This is a genomic window from Kitasatospora sp. NPDC022856 (assembly GCF_055561235.1).
In genome coordinates this window covers 207,023-226,958 of record NZ_JBVHHE010000007.1, presented here as the reverse complement: position 1 = coordinate 226,958, position 19,936 = coordinate 207,023, and the positions used below count along the sequence as shown (strand labels likewise).

General features: G+C 72.7%; 18 protein-coding genes and 1 tRNA gene. 15 read left to right on the top strand and 4 right to left on the bottom strand.

All coding sequences use genetic code 11. The features are described from left to right. The first annotated feature begins 205 nt into the window (after nt 1–205). From ACZ34W_RS11410 to ACZ34W_RS11370, 9 genes are all read left to right on the top strand, one after another. Nucleotides 206–279 (top strand) — tRNA-Met (locus ACZ34W_RS11410). A 172-nt stretch (nt 280–451) separates the two neighbouring features. Next, nucleotides 452–1,120, top strand: a complete 669-nt coding sequence (locus ACZ34W_RS11405; RefSeq protein ID WP_465603278.1) for a DUF4097 family beta strand repeat-containing protein — start codon at nt 452–454, stop codon at nt 1,118–1,120. 76 nt (nt 1,121–1,196) lie between these two features. Then, complete coding sequence (locus ACZ34W_RS11400; protein ID WP_465603276.1) at nt 1,197–2,402, top strand: sensor histidine kinase; 1,206 nt, start codon at nt 1,197–1,199, stop codon at nt 2,400–2,402. Then, nucleotides 2,399–3,088 (top strand): response regulator transcription factor, encoded by a 690-nt coding sequence (locus ACZ34W_RS11395; RefSeq protein ID WP_329488160.1) that lies wholly within the window; start codon nt 2,399–2,401, stop codon nt 3,086–3,088. Before ACZ34W_RS11400 ends, ACZ34W_RS11395 begins: the two co-directional genes overlap by 4 nt. Nucleotides 3,089–3,220: 132 nt before the next feature. Continuing rightward, nucleotides 3,221–3,829 (top strand): hypothetical protein, encoded by a 609-nt coding sequence (locus ACZ34W_RS11390; RefSeq protein WP_465603274.1) that lies wholly within the window; start codon nt 3,221–3,223, stop codon nt 3,827–3,829. Between the two features lie 98 nt (nt 3,830–3,927). After that, nucleotides 3,928–4,668 carry an SIR2 family NAD-dependent protein deacylase gene (locus ACZ34W_RS11385; protein WP_465603272.1) on the top strand — a complete coding sequence of 247 codons (741 nt, stop codon included), beginning with the start codon at nt 3,928–3,930 and terminating at the stop codon, nt 4,666–4,668. 69 nt (nt 4,669–4,737) lie between these two features. Next, on the top strand, nt 4,738–5,952 hold the full coding sequence (locus ACZ34W_RS11380; RefSeq protein WP_465603270.1) for a cytochrome P450: 1,215 nt from the start codon (nt 4,738–4,740) through the stop codon (nt 5,950–5,952). Between the two features lie 9 nt (nt 5,953–5,961). Further along, nucleotides 5,962–6,114, top strand: coding sequence for a hypothetical protein (locus ACZ34W_RS11375; protein WP_359803458.1), 153 nt, complete (start codon nt 5,962–5,964; stop codon nt 6,112–6,114). 58 nt (nt 6,115–6,172) lie between these two features. Then, the gene (locus ACZ34W_RS11370) at nt 6,173–7,516 is read left to right on the top strand and encodes a serpin family protein (RefSeq protein WP_465603268.1); all 1,344 of its coding nucleotides are present in this window, start codon (nt 6,173–6,175) and stop codon (nt 7,514–7,516) included. Between the two features lie 69 nt (nt 7,517–7,585). Here the strand turns inward: ACZ34W_RS11370 and ACZ34W_RS11365 are convergent, their stop codons facing one another. From ACZ34W_RS11365 to ACZ34W_RS11350, 4 genes are all read right to left on the bottom strand, one after another. After that, entirely contained in the window at nt 7,586–8,692 is a 1,107-nt protein-coding gene (locus tag ACZ34W_RS11365) for an ADP-ribosylglycohydrolase family protein (RefSeq protein WP_359803462.1), read from the bottom strand. 99 nt (nt 8,693–8,791) lie between these two features. Continuing rightward, nucleotides 8,792–10,105 carry a DUF2786 domain-containing protein gene (locus ACZ34W_RS11360; protein ID WP_329488153.1) on the bottom strand — a complete coding sequence of 438 codons (1,314 nt, stop codon included), beginning with the start codon at nt 10,103–10,105 and terminating at the stop codon, nt 8,792–8,794. Between the two features lie 121 nt (nt 10,106–10,226). Beyond that, the gene (locus ACZ34W_RS11355; RefSeq protein WP_465603265.1) at nt 10,227–11,873 is read right to left on the bottom strand and encodes a GumC domain-containing protein; all 1,647 of its coding nucleotides are present in this window, start codon (nt 11,871–11,873) and stop codon (nt 10,227–10,229) included. Further along, nucleotides 11,870–12,673 carry an ABC transporter ATP-binding protein gene (locus ACZ34W_RS11350; protein ID WP_329488150.1) on the bottom strand — a complete coding sequence of 268 codons (804 nt, stop codon included), beginning with the start codon at nt 12,671–12,673 and terminating at the stop codon, nt 11,870–11,872. Before ACZ34W_RS11350 ends, ACZ34W_RS11355 begins: the two co-directional genes overlap by 4 nt. 238 nt (nt 12,674–12,911) lie before the next feature. Here ACZ34W_RS11350 and ACZ34W_RS11345 point away from each other — a divergent pair, with 238 nt between their 5' ends. From ACZ34W_RS11345 to ACZ34W_RS11320, 6 genes are all read left to right on the top strand, one after another. Beyond that, nucleotides 12,912–13,502, top strand: coding sequence for a DUF1707 and DUF4190 domain-containing protein (locus ACZ34W_RS11345; RefSeq protein WP_329488149.1), 591 nt, complete (start codon nt 12,912–12,914; stop codon nt 13,500–13,502). A gap of 466 nt (nt 13,503–13,968) precedes the next feature. Continuing rightward, on the top strand, nt 13,969–14,340 hold the full coding sequence (gene rpsL, locus ACZ34W_RS11340; protein WP_014144289.1) for a 30S ribosomal protein S12: 372 nt from the start codon (nt 13,969–13,971) through the stop codon (nt 14,338–14,340). A gap of 2 nt (nt 14,341–14,342) precedes the next feature. Then, the gene (gene rpsG / locus ACZ34W_RS11335) at nt 14,343–14,813 is read left to right on the top strand and encodes a 30S ribosomal protein S7 (protein ID WP_148644378.1); all 471 of its coding nucleotides are present in this window, start codon (nt 14,343–14,345) and stop codon (nt 14,811–14,813) included. A gap of 39 nt (nt 14,814–14,852) precedes the next feature. Next, entirely contained in the window at nt 14,853–16,958 is a 2,106-nt protein-coding gene (fusA, locus tag ACZ34W_RS11330) for an elongation factor G (protein ID WP_329488147.1), read from the top strand. Nucleotides 16,959–17,194: 236 nt separating this feature from the next. Then, nucleotides 17,195–18,388 carry an elongation factor Tu gene (tuf, locus tag ACZ34W_RS11325; protein WP_329488145.1) on the top strand — a complete coding sequence of 398 codons (1,194 nt, stop codon included), beginning with the start codon at nt 17,195–17,197 and terminating at the stop codon, nt 18,386–18,388. A gap of 209 nt (nt 18,389–18,597) precedes the next feature. After that, nucleotides 18,598–19,791 carry an acyltransferase family protein gene (locus ACZ34W_RS11320; RefSeq protein WP_329488144.1) on the top strand — a complete coding sequence of 398 codons (1,194 nt, stop codon included), beginning with the start codon at nt 18,598–18,600 and terminating at the stop codon, nt 19,789–19,791. The last annotated feature ends 145 nt before the right edge of the window (nt 19,792–19,936 follow it).

Here is a 19,936-nt window from a genome sequence, read left to right as displayed (position 1 = left end):
TCCCTGAACCGCCGGGCGGTCACCCCTCACGGGGGTGGCCGCCCGGCGGCGTTTCCGGGGGCCTTCCGGGGGCCTTCCCGGGGGCCGGCGGGGTCGGAGAGGACGCGGCGGGGGCTCCGCACCGGCTCCACGGGGCCGTTGGCGGGGGCGAATATCAAAGCGATTAGGTTCCCCGGACGAAGTCGCGTAGAGTCGTGTTTACCGACGCGGGGTGGAGCAGCTCGGTAGCTCGCTGGGCTCATAACCCAGAGGTCGCAGGTTCAAATCCTGTCCCCGCTACACAGTGAAGGGCCCGAAGGCATTCAGCCTCCGGGCCCTTCGGCGTTCCCGGGTGGCCCGGCTCCCTCGCGCGGGGGAGCCGGGGGAACCGCTCGGGAGGGCGAGGCGCCGGCCGGGGGCGGCGGGGGAGGCTGGGCGGCGTCGGAACGACGGACGTGGAGGGGAGCCGGCGATGAAGCGGGTACTGGGTGCGATGGCGGTCACCGGGGCGGTGCTGGCCGGGGTGTCGGGCTGTCTGCCGGGCGACGAGCGGCGGCGGGACGTCGGCTACGGCGTGGACGGGCCGGTGCGGGAGCTGGTGGTCGAGGGGCGCACCGGCGGGGTCACGATCCGCGGCGGCGGGGAGGCGTTGCGGGTCACCGAGCACCAGAACTACCGGGGCGCGGCGCCGACGAGCAGCCACGAGGTCCGGGACGGCACCCTGACGCTGCGCTACGACTGCGACGACTGCGGGGTCGGGTACGAGGTGGACGTGCCGGCCGGCACCCGGGTGCGGGTCGGCACGGAGACCGGCGGGGTGCGGCTGACCGGGCTGGCCGCCGAGGTGGAGGTGAAGGCCGGCACCGGTGGTGTGGAGGCGAGCGGGATGACCTCGCCGGTGGTGCGGCTGAGCACCGGGACGGGCGGGATCGAGGCCTCCTTCGCGGGGAGCCCGACCACCGTGGAGGCCCGGGCGCGTACGGGCGGGGTCCGGGTCCGGGTGCCGGCGGGGCAGGCGTACGCGGTGGACGCGAGCGCCGGGACGGGCGACGTCTCGGTGGAGGTGCCCCGCGCGGCGGGGGCGGCGCGCAGCATCACGGCGCGGGCCGAGACCGGCGGCGTGACGGTCGGCGGTGCCTGACGAGCCGGTGCCCACGGTGCTGCCGGTAGGGCATGATCTTCTCCGCGGGGGCGGGGTCCCCGGGTACGGGGGGTACGTGGACGAGGACCGGTTCGTGCCGGGGCGGGCCTGGCGGGCGCGGTTCGCCGGGGTAAGCCCCTACGTGCTGGACACCCTGCTGGCCGTCGGATCGGCCGGGGTCTCGTTCTGGGCGGTGTACCACGACGACGTCACCCGGCCCTGGTGGGTCTATCTGCTGGCGCTCGGCACCGCGCTTCCGCTGCCCTGGCGGCGGCGGGCCCCGCTCGCCGTGATGGCCGTCAGCGGCGGGGTGTCGGCGGTGCTCTCGGTGGTGGCGCACCCGGTGATGCCGCAGCTGCCGCTGTACGCGGTGATCACCGTGTACACGGTGGCCGAGCGCGCGCCGGACCGGCAGCGCTGGGCGGTGCTGGCCGTGGTGGTGGCGGCCAACGTGGTGGGGACCCACTCGCTCAACGGCATGCTGTTCTCGCTGCTGACCTCGGTCGGTGCCTTCGTCTTCGGCTCGCTGGTGCGCGAACTGCGCCGGCTGGCGCAGGTGGAGGCGGAGCGGGCCCGGGAGGCCGGCCGGCGGGCGGCCAGCGACGCGGCGCGCGCGGTGGCGCAGGAGCGCGGCCGGATCGCCCGGGAGATGCACGACATCCTGGCGCACGCCGTGTCGCTGATGGTGATCCAGGCGGAGGCCGGCCCGCTGGTGGTGCACAAGGACCCGGAGCGGGCGATCAGGACCTTCGACACCATCGCCGACTCCGGCCGGGACGCCATGGTGCAGCTGCGGCGGGTGCTCGGGGTGCTGAAGGAGGACGGCGCGGCTCCGGAGCTGGCGCCGCAGCCGCGGCTGGCCGAGCTCGCGGGCCTGGTCGAGCGGGTCCGCGGGGCGGGACTGCGGGTGGAGCTGGAGCTGGACCCGGAAGGCTCGCCGGGCCCGCTGCCCGCGGACGTGGAGGCGGCCGCCTACCGGATCGTGCAGGAGGCGCTGACCAACACGGTCAAGCACGCCGGGGCGGACCGGGCGGCCGTGCGGGTGGTCCGCTCGGGCCGGGTGCTGGAGGTCGTGGTGTCCGACAACGGGCGCGGGGTGCGCCGGCCGGCGGACCGTGCGGCGGACTGGTCCGGCGGGCGCGGGCTGGTCGGCATCCGGGAGCGGGCCGCGGCCTGCGGCGGGCGGGCCGAGGCCGGGCCGGGACCGGAGGGGAACGGCTTCCTGGTGAGTGCCAGGCTGCCGCTGGGCGAGGGTGCGTCGAGGGAGGGGGTGGGCCGGTGAAGCCGATCCGGGTGGTCGTCGCGGACGACCAGGAGCTGGTGCGGGCCGGGTTCGGGATGATCCTGGACGCACAGCCGGACATCGAGGTGGTCGCGGAGGCGCGCGACGGCGCCGAGGCGGTCGAGGCGGTGCGCGAGCACGGCCCGGACGTCCTGCTGCTGGACGTCCGGATGCCGGTGATGGACGGCCTGGAGGCGGCCCGCCGGGTCTGCGCGGACCACCCGGAGACGAAGGTGATCATGCTGACCACCTTCGACATCGACGACTACGTCTTCGACGCGCTCTACGCCGGGGCGAGCGGGTTCCTGCTCAAGGACGTCCGCCGGGACGACCTGGCGCACGGCGTGCGGATGGTGGCCTCGGGCGAGGCGCTGCTGGCGCCGTCGGTGACCCGCCGGCTGATCGGCGAGTTCGCCGCCCGCCGGCCGGGCGGGGCCAGGCCGCCCGCGCAGGGCGTCCGGGCGCCGTCCCGGCTGCTGGAGCAGCTGACCCTGCGGGAGCGGGAGACGCTGCGGCTGCTGGCCCGTGGGCTCTCCAACGCGGAGATCGCCGCCGAGCTGGTGGTCAGCGAGCACACCGTGAAGACGCACGTCAGCAATGTGCTGAGCAAGCTGGGGCTGCGGGACCGGGTGCACGCGGTGGTGTTCGCGTACGAGGCGGGAGCGGTCGTCGCGGGGGAGGGCTGACGGCGGCCCGGCCCGGGGGAGTCCCCCGCGCGGGGGAGCCGGCGGGATCGCCGGTGCGGGTGATCCGCGACGAGGGGCCCGGCGGACAGCATCCGGAGTGTCGGAAACGCACTCGCGGAGCGGAGAACACCCATGACCGTCACCAGGCTCGACCGCCTCACCCCGATCGCCGCCGTCGGCGCCCCCGTCCTGATGGCGCTGTACGGCGGTGTCCGGCTGCTGGAGGGCTCACGGGAGCCCGGCCCCGGCTGGACGGCGGGCCACGCCCTGATGCTGGCGGGGCTGCTGCTGTTCGGTCCGCTGCTCGCCGCGCTGCGCGGGCTGCTCGCGCCGCGCCGTCCGGCCGGCCGGATCGCCGCGAACGCGGCCACGGCGGTGGCCTTCGCGGGACTGGCGGCCTCGGTGGTCCAGATCGGGATCGACCTGTACGTGGGGGCGGTCGCCGTGGACAAGGCCGACCAGCACCGGCTGTTCGACGGCATCCAGAGCCGGCCGGGCGTGCTGCCGGCCTTCTACTCGGTCGGGCCGCTGCTGTTCTACGTCGGCCTGCTGGCGCTGCTGGTCGCCGCCTCGGCCGGGGCGACCCGGGCGCTGCGGTGGTGGAGCCCGGTGCTGGTGCTGGTCGGGACGGCGATGACGGCCGCCGACCTGGCGCTGATCCCGCCGGCCGCCGCGCTCTACCTGGCGGCGCTGGCACCGCTGGCGGGGTTCGGCGGGGTGCGTCGCCCGGTCGCGGCCTGAGCGGGCGGGCCGTTCGCAGGGGGGGTGGGGCGGCCGGCCCGTCGTGCCCGGGGAATTCCGGTGGCGGCGCGCGGCGGCGGGCCCGTAACGTCCCGGGCATGACCGCCAAGCGCCCGCTGATCGCCGTTCTCACCGGCGCCGGCGTCTCCACCGACTCCGGCATCCCCGACTACCGCGGCCCGAACGGCCTCTGGCAGCGCGATCCGCGGGCCCAGGAACTCGTCACCATCGGCCCCTACCTGGCCGATCCGGACGTCCGCCGCCGGGCCTGGCTGCTGCGCCGGGACACCGGCGCACTGGCCGCCGAGCCGAACGCCGGCCACCTCGCGCTGGTCGAGCTGGAGCGCAGCGGTCTGCCGGTGCGGGTGCTCACCCAGAACGTGGACGGCCTGCACCAGCGGGCCGGGCTGCCCGCCCGCAAGGTGCTCGAACTGCACGGCACCGCGCGGGAGGTGGAGTGCGTGCGCTGCCACGTCGTCGGCCCGACGGCCGAGGCGCTGGAACGCGTCGCCGCCGGTGAGCCGGACCCGGCCTGCCGGGCGTGCGGCGGGGTGCTCAAGCCCCGCACGGTGATGTTCGGCGAGGCGCTGGACCCGGTGGTGCTCCAGCGGGCCGACGCCGTGGCCCGGGCCTGCGACCTGTTCGTCGCCGTCGGGACCAGCCTCCAGGTGTACCCGGTGGCCGCCCTCCCGCAGATCGCGCTGGAGTCCGGTGCCCGGCTGGTCGTCGTCAACGGCGAGCCCACGCCGTTCGACGCGGCGGCGGACGAGGTGATCCGGGAGCCGATCTCCACCGCGCTCCCCGCCCTGGTCCGCCGGCTGGTGGCCGAGCAGGCCTAGTGGACCGGACCGGCCGCCTGCGTACGATGATCACCCCGGCTCCCCCTCACGGCCAGGAGTGATCGACCGATGACGACGACGGCGAAGTTCGACCCCTGGTCGGCGGCGTTCGTGGCCCACCCCTACGACGCGTACACCGAGCTGCGCGAGCACGCCCCGGTGACGTACTACGAGCCGACCGGACAGTGGCTGGTGTCCCGCCACGAGGACGTCAGCGCGCTGCTGCGGGACCGGCGGCTGGGGCGGACGTACACCCACCGCTTCACCCACGAGGAGTTCGGCCGGCCCGCGCCCGACCCGGCGCACGAGCCGTTCCACACCCTCAACGACCACGGGCTGCTCGACCTGGAGGCGCCGGACCACACCCGGATCCGGCGGCTGGTCTCCAAGGCCTTCACCCCGCGCATGGTCGAGGGGTTGCGCCCGACCGTCCGGCGGCTCGCCGCGGAACTCGTGGACGGGCTGCTCGCGGCCGGCGGCGGCGACCTGGTCGCCGCCGTCGCCGAGCCGCTGCCGGTCGCGGTGATCGCCGAGATGCTGGGCGTACCGGAGGGCGACCGGCACCTGCTGCGGCCGTGGTCCGCCGACATCACCGGCATGTTCGAGCTCAACCCGACCGAGGAGGCCGCCCGCCGGGCCGTCACCGCGAGCACCGAGTTCTCGGACTACCTGCGCGCCCTGATCCGCGAGCGCCGGACCGAGCCCGGTGGCGACCTGATCAGCGCGCTGATCCAGGCCCAGGAGGGCGCCGACGCGCTCAGCGAGCAGGAGATGGTCTCCACCTGCGTGCTGCTGCTGAACGCCGGCCACGAGGCGACCGTCAACACCACCGGCAACGGCTGGTGGGCGCTGTTCCGCAACCCCGGTGAACTCGCCCGCCTGCGCGGCTCGGTGGACGAGCTGCTCCCCCCCGCGGTCGAGGAACTGATGCGCTGGGACACCCCGCTCCAGATGTTCGAACGCTGGGTGCTGGAGGACATCGAGGTCCGCGGCGTCACCGTCCCGCGCGGCTCCGAGGTCGCGCTGCTCTTCGGCTCCGCCAACCGGGACCCGGCCCGGTTCGCCGACCCGGACCGGCTCGACCTCGGCCGTGCCGACAACCCGCACGTCACCTTCGGCGCCGGAATCCACTTCTGTCTCGGCGCCCCGCTCGCCAGACTGGAGCTCACCGAGTCCTACGGCGCACTGCTGCGCCGGGCGCCCGGCCTGCGGCTGGTCCGCGAGCCGCGATGGCGCCCGGGCTACGTGATCCGGGGGCTGGAGGAACTGCTGGTCGAGATCTGAGGGGGAGCCGTGGACAAGGCGACCGGAACACTGCTGGGCCTGGCGCTCGGCGACGCCCTGGGGCGGATGACCGAATTCCGCACGATCGAGCTGATCGCCGCCCACGACCCCGACTGGCTGCTGCCCGACGACCCGGTGGCCGCCGTGCGCCGGGCCGCCTGAGGGCGAGGGAGCCGGTCGGGCGGGGGAACCGGTCCGGCGGGCGCCGCGTCGAACCGCCATGACGAGTCGCACGCGCAGCACCCGCAGTCGCACCCGCCGCCGCCCGGCGGCCCCGCTCCTCGCCCCGGTCCTCGTCGCCGCGCTCGCCGCACCGCTGCTCACCGGCTGCGGCAGCACCGGCGTCGCGGACCAGGTCGTCCGGGCCCCCGCACCCACCTCCGCCCCGCCGACCGACCCGGCTCAGGTCGCGGCGACCGCCGCCGCCACCAACGCCTTCGGCCTGGACCTGCTGCACACCCTCACCGCCACGCCCGACGGGACCGGCCGCAACCTCGTGCTCTCGCCGTCCGGCCTGGCCACCGTGCTCGCCATGGTGCTGCCCGGTGCCCGCGGCGCCACCGCCGACGAGCTCGCCAGGGCCCTGCACACCGGGCTCACCCCGCAGCAGTACGCCCTCGCCACCGGCGCCCTGAACCGGACCGGCCCGCCCACCGACGGCCTGACCCTGCGCCAGGCGGACGACCTCTGGGTCCAGCAGGGCTTCCCGCTCGACCAGGGCTACCTGGCCACCCTCGCCGCCGCCTTCGGCACCGGCGTGCACACCGCCGACTTCCGCAAGGACCCGGAGAGCGCCCGCAGGACCGTCAACGCGACGGTGGAGAAGGCGACCGAGGGCCGGATCAAGGACCTCTTCGCCGAGCGGACGATCAACCAGGACACCCGCCTGGCGCTCACCGACGCGCTCTACCTGAAGGCGAGGTGGGCCACCCCGTTCAAGGCCTCGCAGACCTCCGACCGGCCGTTCCACCGGCCGGACGGCTCGACCCCGTCCGTCGCCACGATGGCCCGGACCGGCACCCTGCGCTACGCCGACGGCTCCGGCGGGATCCTCGGCCAGCCCTGGCAGGCCGTCGAACTGCCCTACGCGGACGGCGGGATGGCGATGGACCTGCTGGTGCCCGCCCAGGGCGGGTTCGAGGCCTTCCGCAAGGGCCTGGACCAGGCCCAGCTCACGATGATCCTCGACTCGCTCACCGAGCGCTCGGTCGACCTCACCCTGCCGCGCTTCCACTTCGAGACCGCCAACGAGCTGACGCCGACCCTGCGGGCGCTCGGGGTCGCCGCGGCCTTCGACGCCGCGGACCTCGGCGGCATCCCCGGACCGGGGACGGACGAGCGGCTGAAGGTCGGCACGGTGGTGCAGAAGGCTACCGTGCAGGTGGACGAGGACGGCACGGTGGCCGCCGCCGGAAGCGGCGTCGGGATCGAGGCGGCGGCCGGGGCGGTCCCCAAGAGGGCCGAGGAACTGCACATCGACCGGCCGTTCCTGTTCCTGATCAGGGACACCACGACCGGCCGCCCGCTCTTCCTCGGCCAGGTCACCGACCCGCAGGCCGGGTGACCGGCGCCGTCGGCGCCGCCGCCGGGGCCGTGCGGCGGCCCGCCCGCCCGGTCACCAGGCCCGCCCGGGTCACCAGGCCGGGTAGCGCCCGTCCAGGGCCGGGTGGGTCGGCTCGCGGCTGCCGAACAGCACCAGCAGGTCGTCCGCCACCCGCAGCAGCGTCTCCGTGCCCTCGACCGCCTCGGTCCAGGCCGTCGGCAGGGCCGCCGCGCCGTACGCCGCGCCCACCAGGTTGCCGCAGACCGCGCCGGTGGAGTCGCTGTCCCCGGAGTGGTTCACCGACAGCAGCAGCGCCGTCCGGGCCGGGTCCGGCCCGGACGCGGCGGCCAGCAGGCAGTACACCGCGATCGCCAGGCACTCCTCGGCGATCCAGCCGAGCCCGACCCGCTCCACCGCCTCCGCCGAGGGCTCGGCCTCCTCGGCCACCCGCACCGCCCGGTGCAGCGCCAGGACGGTCTCCTTGGAGCCCGGCCAGTCCCGGGTCTGCTCGACGACCTGCCCGACCGCCGTCCACGGCTCGACCCCGTCCACCAGCCGCTCGACCAGCGACGCGAACGCGCCCGCCGCCAGGTAGCCGGTCGGGTGCCCGTGGGTGAGCTGCGCGCACTGCGCGGCCAGCCCGAAGGACTGCTCGACGCCCAGCCGGGCCAGCCCGAACGGCGCTGAGCGCATCACCGTGCCGCACCCCTTGGAGTGCGCGTTGATCGGCCCCGGCTGCCCGAACGGCGCCGGTGCCCGGAACTCCGGGTGGTACGACACCCCGCTCAGGCAGGCGTTGCCCGGCGCCCGCCGCGCGTACAGGAACGGCTGCCGCAGCAGCCAGCCGTCGTACGGGCGGGGGAGCGGGCCCTGGTCCGGAGCGCCCTGCTGCTGCGTCAGCAGCCAGCGCCGGTAGGCGCCGTGGACGGCCTCCGGCACCGATCCGCCGCCGCCCGACCAGCCCCGGACGAAGCCGCGGATCAGCCCCTCGGCGGTGAACAGCGTCATCTGGGTGTCGTCGGTGACCTCGGCGATCCGGCCGCCACCGGGCAGCCCGGTCACCCCGGCCCGGCCGTACTGCTCCCGGATCTGCTGCAGCTGCTGGAACTCCACCGGCCAGCCCAGGGCGTCGCCGACGCCCCCGCCGAGCAGCGCCCCGCGTACCCGGTCGGCATACCCCGACTCCGTCACCGCCACCGTCGCTCCCCCTTGCTCCCGGGGCCCGCCCGGCCGGTCGGGCCGAGGCCGGACCGGCCGGACCGGCCCTGCCGACGTCCGTTCTATCAGGCCCGACCGCTACCGCCGGATCTCCCCGGCCCGGCCGTGCAGGGCGGCCCGGTCGGCCGCCGCCCGGCCCGCCACCCAGCCCTCGCCGTCGCTCACCCGGACCCGCTGCGAGACCAGCTTCGGGAACATCCGCCCGACCTGCTGGTCGACCGCCTCGGTCCGGGCCGCCAGCGCCGGCAGCAGCCGCTCGTCCGGCACCAGCTGCTCCTCGGTGCCGTCCTCGCGCAGGTGCCGGCCGGCCGCCGCGTCGCTGGTGGCCTGCTCGGTCGCGGCGGTCAGCCGCTCACGGATCCGCGCCGCGTACGCGACCAGGAAGGAGTGCCGGAACGCCTTGGTGCGCGAGGCGCCGTCCAGGTGCTGGCGCGAACCGGCCTTGTTCATCGCGTGCGTCGCCTGCACCAGCAGCGAGGTGTAGAGCAGCTCGACGCCGTCCAGGTCGCCGTCGAAGCCGATGATGGTGCAGAAGCCGAACTCCTTCGCCCAGACCACCCGGCACCGGTTCGCCGCCGCCACCGCGTCCAGCAGCATCGTCTTCGGGACCTCGTAGGGGTTGTCCACGCCGATCCGCAGCGCCGCCGGGGCGTCGCGGTCCTCGCCGCCGACCGCCAGCAGCGCGTCGTCGATGCTGTGCTGGGCCATCAGCTGCTGGGCCTTGGCGGTCAGCGCCTCGGCCTCCTCCGGGTACTCGGTGGACTCGGCCTTCGCCAGCAGCGCCCGGATCCGGGACAGCATCCGCGGCTCGCCCGGCACCGGGCCCGCGGCCCGCCGCTCCGTCCGGGGGGCCTGCCCGCCCGGCCCGGGAGCCGGGCCGACCGGGGCGATCGGGGGCAGCCGGCCCCAGCTGCGCAACAGCTCCAGCACGTTGGTGGCCAGCGCGAACCGGTCCAGCCGGTGGCGGTCGGCGAAGGCACCCAGGTACGCCTCGTCGCCCGGCCACCACACCGCGGTCTCCAGCTCGCGCAGCTGCTCCTGCCAGCGCCGGTCGGTGGTGGCCGCCGGGTGGCGGCGGTTCTCGGCGGCGATGAGGTCCACCGCGAGGGCCAGGTGCACCGGCTTCAGCTCCCGCCGCACCACCCGGGCCAGGTCGGCCGGCCGCCAGCCCGCCGACCAGCAGCGCCCGACCGCCGTGTCCGCGTACCCGAGCAGTGCCCGGCTCACCGCCGGCCACTGGGCGGGGGAGGCGGCCAGCAGCGAGGCGCCGGTGTCCAGGGCGAGGTCCAGCCCCTCGTCCGGTGCGGTCAGCACCGCTCGCACCGCCTGCTCCAGTAGCGGTCCGGCGCTCCCGTCCGCCCCGGTCCCGCCCTGCTGCCTGCGCTTGCCCACGGTGTCGCCTGCTCTCGTCGTGCCCGTCCCGCGGTCGGGGCGGCCTCCGCCCATGATGCCGGAGCGCCCGGCCCCGACGACGGGGACCGGGCGCTCGCGGGGGTGTCCGACGGGCTGGCCGTCAGCGTTCGACGGCCTTGGCCAGGATCTCCGGGGCACGCTCCAGCAGGCGGCCGGCGGCCAGCCGGATGCCGAGGAAGGCGACCAGCGCGCCGTACAGCGGGCCGAGCGCCAGCACCGGCCAGGCCGGGCCGTCGGAGAGCAGCGCCCAGCCGAGGTAGCCGGAGACCGGCAGGCTGAGCAGCGCGGCGCCGAACATCGAGCCGAAGCTGTTGAGCATCACCAGCCCGCCCTGGCCGGGGGCGGCGTTGCGCATCGGGTTGTTGTCGGACGGCATGGTGTACGGGGCCAGCACGCTGAGCACCGCGCCGATCGCGATGCCGCAGCCGAGCAGGCCGAGCGCCAGGCCGAACGCCGGCGCCAGACCGGCCCAGTCACTGGTGACGGCGGCCAGCAGCAGCGCCAGCACCAGGGTGACCGGCACCGCGTAGGAGAGGATCGCGAACGCCCGCCCGCGCAGCTCCTCGCGGGCGTCGGCGGGGGTCAGCAGGGTCGCGGCGACCATCCAGAACGCCGAGCCGTCCATGCCGAACAGGTTGAGCATCTGCAGACCGAGGAACATCCCGGTGGCGGCCACCAGGTAGACGGTCGACCAGCCCTGGACCACCGAGAGCACGCAGATCACCACCGTCATCCCGATGCTGGTGAAGACGGCGGCCTTGGCGCGCGGCTCCCGCCAGGCGTAGCGCAGGTGGCGCTGCATCACCGCGCCGGTCCGGCCGGCGGGCAGGAAGCCCCAGCCGCGCGAGGCCTGCACGCCGCGCGCCACCTCCAGGGTGGAGGCGTCGGCGGTGACCATCAGTTGCTGGAGGCTGGCCCGCCACCAGCGCAGCAGCAGTGCCAGCACGACGGCCGTGGAGGCCAGCTGGAGCAGCGCCAGCCCGTACCGCCCCTCACCGGCGGTGCGTCCGGCGTCCGCCGCGCCGACCGGCGGCACCCAGCGCAGCACCGAGGCGATCGGTGCCAGCGGGCTGAGGTCGAGGCCGTCCTTCCCCGGCTTGCCGAAGACGCTCTGCGAACCGACGTTGGCGACCTGGATGAGCAGCGCGAAGAGCAGACCGCCGAAGATCGCGAAGTCCTTGCCGCGCCGGCTGGAGAGCAGCCGGGCGTTGCCCGCCGCGACCGCGCGGGAGAGCGTCACCAGGGTGAGCACCGTCAGCGGGACGCCGACCACCGCGGCCGCCGCCGAGGCGGCGCCGTCCGCGCCGGACAGCGCCGCGCCGGTGACCAGCACCAGGGCGACCAGCGGGCCGGGCCCGAGCAGCGCGGCCAGCGCCGAGCCGCGCAGCAGCGGGCCGGGGCGCAGCGGCAGCATGGTGAGCCGGGTCGGGTCGGCGCTCTCGTCGCTGGCGAAGAGGAACAGCGGCAGCGCGGCCCAGCTGATGGTGAGGGCGCCGACCAGCATCACGCCCGCGTCGCCGGCGCCGGCGTGCCCGTTCAGCAGGGCCAGCAGGAACGCGATCAGCGAGGCGAACAGCAGGCCGGCCACCGTGCCGACGACGTAGAGCACGGCGCGTCCGCGGCTGCGCCGCAGGCCGTTGCGGAGCAGCCGCAGCTTGAGCGACACCAGGGTGCGGACGACCACGCGCCCGTCGGGCACGGTCGCGCGGGCGGTGCGGACCCCGGTGTCGGCGCGGGTGGAGCTCACCGCTCGCCCCCGAGCCAGCCGAGGGCCTGGCCGTCGTCCTCGCGGACGCCGATCAGGTCCAGGAACGCCTCGTGCAGGCTGCGGTCGCCGCGCACGGTGTCCAGCGGGCCCTGGGCGATCACCCGGCCGGCGTTGACCACGGCGACCCAGTCGCAGAGCTGCTCGACGAGTTCCATGACATGGCTGGAGAAGATGACGGTGGAGCCGGCCGCGGCGTAGCGCTTGAGCACGCCGCGGATGGTCTGGGCGGAGACCGGGTCGACGCCCTCGAAGGGCTCGTCCAGGAAGAGCACGTCGGGGTTGTGCAGCAGCGCGGCGGCCAGGCCGATCTTCTTGCGCATCCCGGTGGAGTAGTCGGCGACCAGCTTGTCGGCGTCACCGGCGAGGTCCAGGACGGCCAGCAGCTCCTCGGCGCGGCGGTCCACCTCGGCCCCGGGCAGGCCGCGCAGCCGGCCGTTGTACTGCAGCAGTTCGCGGCCGCTGAGCCGTTCGAACATCCGCAGGCCCTCGGGCAGGATGCCGATCCGGGCCTTCGCGGCGACCGGGTCGGCCCAGACGTCGGCGCCGTGCACCAGGACGGTGCCCTGGTCGGGCCGGAGCAGGCCGGTGACCATGGAGAGCGTGGTGGTCTTGCCGGCGCCGTTCGGGCCGACCAGGCCGATGAACGCGCCGGCCGGCAGCTCCAGGCTCAGTCCGGCGACGGCCGCCTGGCTGCCGAAGTGCTTCCACAGCCCCTGGATGCTGACGGCGGCGGGGACCGGGGACGCGGGGACCGGGGACGGCGGTGCTGACGCCTGCATGGCGGCCTTCTCTGCTGGGAAACGGGTGAATGTCCAGGCCAGCCTGCCATCGCCCGGGGCGGGCTGTCGTCCGGATTGATGATCTTGGGCTGGGCTGGGCCGAACGGGTGAGTGTGAGGTGCTCCTCGGGGCCGCCGAGGCAGGTCGCGGAAAGTGGCAACTACTCAGGCCCCCTGTTCGTCCTGCACTATGAAGGCCAGTGAGCGCGCACGGCGCGCCGGGGTGTCGGAGGTGGCGGATGGCCGTTCAACCGTGGGGCGAGCAGGGCCCCGGGTACGGAGGACGGCCGCCCCAGGTACCGGCCAAGCCGTACGCGCAGCCGCAGCCGTACGCCCAGTCCTACGCGCAGCCGGCGCCGATGCCGCAGTCGGCGATGCGGGCGGCCCACACCGACCGGGACCGCACCGTCGACGTGCTGAAGGCCGCGTACGCCGAGGGCCGGCTCTCCGCCGACGAGTACGGCCAGCGCTTCGACGCGGCGAGCGCCGCGCAGACGTACGGCGAGCTGGCCCGGCTGGTGGCCGATCTGCCCTCCGGCCCGATGGTGACGCCGATGCCGCCGATGACGGCGGTCGGCCAGCCGGTGCCGCAGACCTTCCTGCTGCCGCCCCCGCCGGTGCCGACCCGCCCGACCAACAGCACGGCCGTGGCGTCGATGGTGCTCGGCCTGATGGGGCTCGGGCTGCCGGCCGTGATCACCGGGCACATCGCCAAGGCCCAGATCAGGGAGCGCAACGAGGAGGGCGACACCATGGCCACGGTCGGCCTGGTCTTCGGCTACCTGGCCAGCGCCGTCTACACCCTGCTGATGCTGGCCCTGATCGCCTGATCGCCTGATCGCCTGAGCGCCTGAGCGCCTGAGCGCCCTCGCCCGCCCGGCCCCCCCGGCCGGCGCCCGCCCCGGTGGCGGCGCCCGCCGGGGTGTGGTAGAGCGGCAGAAGAGCGGTTCGTCACCGGGAAGTCGTGCGCGCGACACCCCGGCGCCGCCCGGCCACCGCCGCGACCTGCGGCGTTGCATTTGTTTTGACCGAGCCCGATGCGCTAGGTACGCTCTGACCTTGTGCCTGGGGTGTCCCCGGGTCCTTGTGCGTGCATGCACACCGGCCGCCGCGCCGAGCCGGAGCGCCTCCCAGCGCTCCGCGCGTTGAGCGCCGTCGCTGTACATCAGCTCATGGGATTCCGTGTCGGAATAAGCCCAACACACCCGACCGCGTGGGTCGACCACGGGGTCGTGTGCGATGGAGACACCGCAGGTTAGTTTTACCAAGCCTTGGCACACAGAAAACGGAGAAACGGTGCCTACGATCCAGCAGCTGGTCCGAAAGGGCCGGCAGGACAAGGTCGAGAAGAACAAGACTCCCGCGCTGAAGGGCTCGCCCCAGCGCCGCGGCGTCTGCACGCGTGTGTACACGACCACCCCGAAGAAGCCGAACTCGGCGCTTCGTAAGGTCGCCCGTGTGCGCCTCACCAGCGGGATCGAGGTCACCGCTTACATCCCGGGCGAGGGCCACAACCTGCAGGAGCACTCCATCGTGCTGGTGCGCGGTGGTCGTGTGAAGGACCTTCCTGGTGTCCGCTACAAGATCATCCGCGGTTCGCTCGACACCCAGGGTGTCAAGAACCGCAAGCAGGCTCGCAGCCGCTACGGCGCCAAGAAGGAGAAGTAAGAATGCCTCGTAAGGGCCCCGCCCCGAAGCGCCCGGTCATCATCGACCCGGTTTACGGCTCCCCGGTCGTCACCCAGCTGGTCAACAAGATCCTGCTGCACGGCAAGCGCTCCACCGCCGAGCGGATCGTCTACGGCGCCCTTGAGGGCGTCCGCGAGAAGACCGGCTCCGACCCCGTCGTGGCGCTGAAGCGCGCGCTGGAGAACGTCAAGCCGGCTCTTGAGGTCAAGTCCCGCCGTGTCGGTGGCGCGACCTACCAGGTTCCGGTCGAGGTCCGTCCGGGCCGCGCCAGCACCCTGGCGCTGCGCTGGATGGTCGGTTACTCCCGCGCCCGTCGCGAGAAGACCATGACCGAGCGCCTGATGAACGAGATCCTCGACGCCAGCAACGGCCTGGGCGCTTCCGTGAAGCGTCGCGAGGACACCCACAAGATGGCCGAGTCCAACAAGGCCTTCGCGCACTACCGCTGGTAGTCCGAACCCCGTCACTAGACAGAGAGAGAACGAGCCACCATGGCTGCAACCTCCCTTGACCTCGCCAGGGTCCGCAACATCGGGATCATGGCGCACATCGACGCGGGCAAGACCACCACCACCGAGCGGATCCTGTTCTACACCGGTGTCTCGTACAAGATCGGTGAGGTCCACGATGGCGCTGCCACCATGGACTGGATGGAGCAGGAGCAGGAGCGCGGCATCACGATCACGTCGGCCGCGACGACCTGTCACTGGACGCTCGACGGCGTCGACAACACCATCAACATCATCGACACCCCGGGTCACGTCGACTTCACCGTCGAGGTGGAGCGTTCGCTGCGCGTCCTCGACGGTGCCGTCACGGTGTTCGACGGTGTCGCCGGCGTGGAGCCCCAGTCCGAGACCGTGTGGCGGCAGGCTGACCGCTACGGCGTCCCGCGCATCTGCTTCATCAACAAGCTGGACCGCACGGGCGCGAACTTCTTCTTCTGCGTCGACACCATCGTGGAGCGCCTCGGCGCCACCCCGCTGGTGATGCAGCTCCCGATCGGTGCCGAGGCGGACTTCCAGGGCGTCGTCGACCTGGTCCGCATGAAGGCGCTGGTCTGGACGGCCGAGGCCGCCAAGGGCGAGATGTACGACATCGTCGACATCCCGGCCGACCTGGTGGACCAGGCCGAGGAGTACCGCGAGCAGCTGCTGGACACCGTGTCGACCGTCAGCGACGAGGTGATGGAGCTCGCCATGGAGGGCGAGGCCGTCCCCGAGGAGCTCCTGATCGCCGCGATCCGCAAGGGCACGCTGAACTCGGACTTCACGCCGATCTTCTGCGGCACCGCCTTCAAGAACAAGGGCGTTCAGCCCCTGCTCGACGCGGTCGTCAACTACCTGCCGTCGCCGCTGGACATCGAGTCCATCGAGGGCACCAAGCCCGGCGACGACACGGTCAAGATCTCCCGCAAGGCGTCGGACGACGAGCCGCTCGCGGCTCTGGCGTTCAAGATCATGTCCGACCCGCACCTGGGCAAGCTCACCTTCGTCCGGATCTACTCCGGGCGCCTTGAGGCCGGCACCGCCGTCCTCAACGCGGTGAAGGGCCGCAAGGAGCGCATCGGCAAGATCTACCGCATGCACGCGAACAAGCGTGAGGAGATCGAGTCGGTGGGCGCCGGCGACATCGTCGCCGTCATGGGTCTCAAGCAGACCACCACCGGTGAGACCCTGTCCGACGAGAAGCACCCGGTCATCCTGGAGTCCATGGACTTCCCGGCCCCGGTCATCCGCGTCGCGATCGAGCCGAAGTCCAAGGGCGACCAGGAGCGGCTCGGTACCGCCATCCAGCGCCTGGCCGAGGAGGACCCGTCCTTCCAGGTCAACACGGACGAGGAGACCGGCCAGACCATCATCGCGGGTATGGGCGAGCTGCACCTCGAGGTGCTGGTCGACCGTATGAAGCGTGAGTTCAAGGTCGAGGCCAACGTCGGCAAGCCGCAGGTCGCGTACCGCGAGACGATCCGCAAGGCCGTCGAGCGCATCGACTTCACGCACAAGAAGCAGACCGGTGGCTCCGGCCAGTTCGCGAAGATCCAGATCGCGATCGAGCCGATCGAGTCCGGCGAGGGCTACGAGTTCGTCAACAAGGTCACCGGTGGCCGCGTGCCGAAGGAGTACATCCCTTCGGTCGACGCCGGTTGCCAGGAGGCCATGGAGTTCGGCGTGCTCGCCGGCTACCCGCTCCAGGGTGTCCGCGTGACGCTGCTCGACGGTGCCTCGCACGACGTCGACTCCTCCGAGCTCGCGTTCAAGATCGCCGGCTCGATGGCATTCAAGGAGGGCGCCCGCAAGGCCTCTCCGACCCTGCTGGAGCCGATGATGGCCGTCGAGGTCACCACGCCCGAGGACTACATGGGCGATGTGATCGGCGACATCAACTCTCGCCGTGGCCAGATCCGGTCCATGGACGAGCGTTACGGTGCCCGCGTCGTTTCGGCGCTGGTGCCCCTCTCCGAGATGTTCGGCTACGTCGGTGACCTGCGCAGCAAGACCTCTGGTCGCGCAAGCTACTCGATGCAGTTCGACTCGTACGCCGAGGTTCCGCGGAACGTGGCGGACGACATCATCGCCAAGGCCAAGGGCGAGTAAGGACCGGCGCGAGCCGAGTCCTTGCCCGAGCTCGCAGGACATCCCGACATTCGGGACGATTGCGAACCCTTAGGCTATTAGGAGGCGAACCCGGGGGAACCCACTCGGATTCCCCCGGGGGCCTCCGCCCCCACCCGCGGGACGGCATGGGGCGCACTCCAGCGCCGCATACCCAACCCGATCAAAGACCAACTGACGTCAGCACGGCGTACAGAACTGTCCTCAGGAGGACTGCAGTGGCGAAGGCGAAGTTCGAGCGGACGAAGCCCCACGTCAACATCGGCACCATCGGTCACATCGACCACGGTAAGACGACCCTTACCGCGGCCATCACCAAGGTGCTGCACGACGCGTACCCGGAGATCAACCCCTTCACGCCGTTCGACCAGATCGACAAGGCGCCGGAGGAGCGGCAGCGCGGTATCACCATCTCGATCGCGCACGTCGAGTACCAGACCGAGGCGCGTCACTACGCCCACGTCGACTGCCCGGGTCACGCGGACTACATCAAGAACATGATCACCGGTGCGGCCCAGATGGACGGTGCGATCCTCGTCGTCGCCGCCACCGACGGCCCGATGCCGCAGACCAAGGAGCACGTCCTCCTGGCCCGCCAGGTCGGCGTCCCCTACATCGTCGTCGCCCTGAACAAGGCCGACATGGTGGACGACGAGGAGATCCTGGAGCTCGTCGAGCTCGAGGTCCGTGAGCTCCTCTCCGAGTACGAGTTCCCGGGCGACGACCTGCCGGTCGTCCGCGTCTCCGCGCTGAAGGCGCTGGAGGGCGACAAGGAGTGGGGCGAGAAGCTCCTCGGCCTGATGCACGCGGTCGACGAGGCCATCCCGACCCCGGCCCGCGCCGTGGACCAGCCGTTCCTGATGCCGATCGAGGACGTCTTCACGATCACCGGTCGTGGCACCGTCGTCACCGGTCGTATCGAGCGTGGCATCCTCAAGGTCAACGAGACTGTCGACATCATCGGCATCAAGGAGACCAAGACCACCACCACGGTCACCGGTATCGAGATGTTCCGCAAGCTGCTCGACGAGGGCCAGGCCGGTGAGAACGTCGGTCTGCTCCTCCGTGGCATCAAGCGCGAGGATGTCGAGCGCGGCCAGGTCATCATCAAGCCCGGTTCGGTCACCCCGCACACCGAGTTCGAGGCCCAGTCCTACATCCTGTCGAAGGACGAGGGTGGCCGTCACACCCCCTTCTTCAACAACTACCGCCCGCAGTTCTACTTCCGTACCACGGACGTGACCGGCGTCGTGACCCTCCCCGAGGGCACCGAGATGGTCATGCCGGGCGACAACACCGCCATGACGGTCGTGCTGATCCAGCCGATCGCCATGGAGGAGGGCCTGAAGTTCGCCATCCGTGAGGGTGGCCGCACCGTCGGCGCCGGCCAGGTCACCAAGATCCTCAAGTAATCGAGGCTCTGGACCTGCCTGTGTCACACAGGTGAAGTCCGAAGGGCCCCGCACACCTCGGTGTGCGGGGCCCTTCGGCGTGTCGCGCGGAGCGCGCGGGGGTCCTGTGCGTAGGGCGATCGCGCTGCGGATAGACTGAGCCACCCGCAGCCGTCGCCAGGGCGAGGCTGACCGAGGCTCTCCGCCCCACTCGCTGAAAGCGCTCCGGAATGACCTCTGCCCCCCTTCTCACGAAGCCCTCGCTTCTCCGGCGCCGTTCGGCCGCGCGCGGGGGCCAGTCGCCCGACGGTCGCGCCAAGCGCCCGCGGCTGTACGCGCTCGACGGGATGCGTCTCTTCGCGGCCCTGAGCGTGCTCTCCTTCCACTGGACCGCCTACGTCGGCATCTCCGGGGTGTGGCAGGGCGTCACTCCGAAGGACGTACTGCCGACGGTGAACCGGATGGCGGCCTACGGCTGGCTCGGGGTGGAGCTGTTCTTCGTCATCAGCGGCTTCGTGATCTGCATGAGCTGCTGGGGGAAGCGGCCGGGGGAGTTCTTCGTCTCCCGGGTGGTCCGGCTGTACCCCGGCTACTGGGCGGGCATAGCGCTCACCAGCCTGGTGGTGCTGAACCTCAAGCAGTTCGCCCGTTCGGGGGCCGGTGACGGGCTCAACGCCGGCACCATCCTCGGCAACCTGACCATGCTTCAGACTCCGCTGGGGATGCGGCACGTCGACGGCGTCTACTGGACGCTCTGGGTGGAGATGCGGTTCTACCTGCTCTTCGCGATCGTCGTGGCGACCGGCCTCACCTACCGCAAGGTGGTGGCGTTCTGCGGGATCTGGACGATCCTCGCGGTGCTCGCCCCGCAGGCGGACCTCCCGCTGCTGACCACCCTCGCCATGCCGAACGAGTCGCCGTTCTTCATCGCCGGCGTCGGCATGTTCCTGATGTACCGCTTCGGTCAGAACCTGCTGCTCTGGGGGATCGTCGGATTCTCCTGGATCCTCGCGCTGACCCGCCTGACCTCCATCCAGGAGGTGTACGTCAACGTTCTCGGCCACCCCCTTTCGTGGAACGTCATGGCCGGTGCGGTGACGGCCGCGTTCGCCCTGGTGCTGGGTGCCGCGCTGGGCGTGTTCGACTGGGTGCAGTGGAAGTGGCTGACGGTCGCCGGTGCGCTGACCTACCCGCTCTACCTGATCCACCAGGAGATCGGCTGGACGCTGATCCACTGGCTGCTCACCAAGGACTTCGGTGTCCGGGCGGCCCTGGGGACGACCCTGCTCGCGGTGATGGTGGCGGCCTGGCTGATCCACCGGTTGGTCGAGCGGCCGGTCTCGAAGATGATGAAGAACGCCTTGGACCGTTCGATGGCGACCCTGCGCCGGGCCTCGGACGAACCCGCGCCGGTGAAGCACTGACAATGCAGGGGGACGCGTGAATTCGGCGTCCCAAGAATCATTCATGCAATCGCAAAATCCTGCTGCTAGCCTGGCCGCCATCACGGGGTGGACCCAGGCCGCGCACCCCTCCTTCGCAACCATCAGCTCGGTCGTCCGGGCCACC

What these genes read in the sequence shown, in the direction of transcription:
- ACZ34W_RS11405 (WP_465603278.1), top strand. Translation starts at nt 452, where the DNA reads ATGAAGCGGGTACTGGGTGCGATGGCGGTCACCGGGGCGGTGCTGGCC.
- ACZ34W_RS11390 (WP_465603274.1), top strand. Translation starts at nt 3,221, where the DNA reads ATGACCGTCACCAGGCTCGACCGCCTCACCCCGATCGCCGCCGTCGGC.
- ACZ34W_RS11385 (WP_465603272.1), top strand. Translation starts at nt 3,928, where the DNA reads ATGACCGCCAAGCGCCCGCTGATCGCCGTTCTCACCGGCGCCGGCGTC.
- ACZ34W_RS11380 (WP_465603270.1), top strand. Translation starts at nt 4,738, where the DNA reads ATGACGACGACGGCGAAGTTCGACCCCTGGTCGGCGGCGTTCGTGGCC.
- ACZ34W_RS11370 (WP_465603268.1), top strand. Translation starts at nt 6,173, where the DNA reads ATGACGAGTCGCACGCGCAGCACCCGCAGTCGCACCCGCCGCCGCCCG.
- ACZ34W_RS11350 (WP_329488150.1), bottom strand. Translation starts at nt 12,673, where the DNA reads ATGCAGGCGTCAGCACCGCCGTCCCCGGTCCCCGCGTCCCCGGTCCCC.
- ACZ34W_RS11345 (WP_329488149.1), top strand. Translation starts at nt 12,912, where the DNA reads ATGGCCGTTCAACCGTGGGGCGAGCAGGGCCCCGGGTACGGAGGACGG.
- rpsG (WP_148644378.1), top strand. Translation starts at nt 14,343, where the DNA reads ATGCCTCGTAAGGGCCCCGCCCCGAAGCGCCCGGTCATCATCGACCCG.
- fusA (WP_329488147.1), top strand. Translation starts at nt 14,853, where the DNA reads ATGGCTGCAACCTCCCTTGACCTCGCCAGGGTCCGCAACATCGGGATC.
- ACZ34W_RS11320 (WP_329488144.1), top strand. Translation starts at nt 18,598, where the DNA reads ATGACCTCTGCCCCCCTTCTCACGAAGCCCTCGCTTCTCCGGCGCCGT.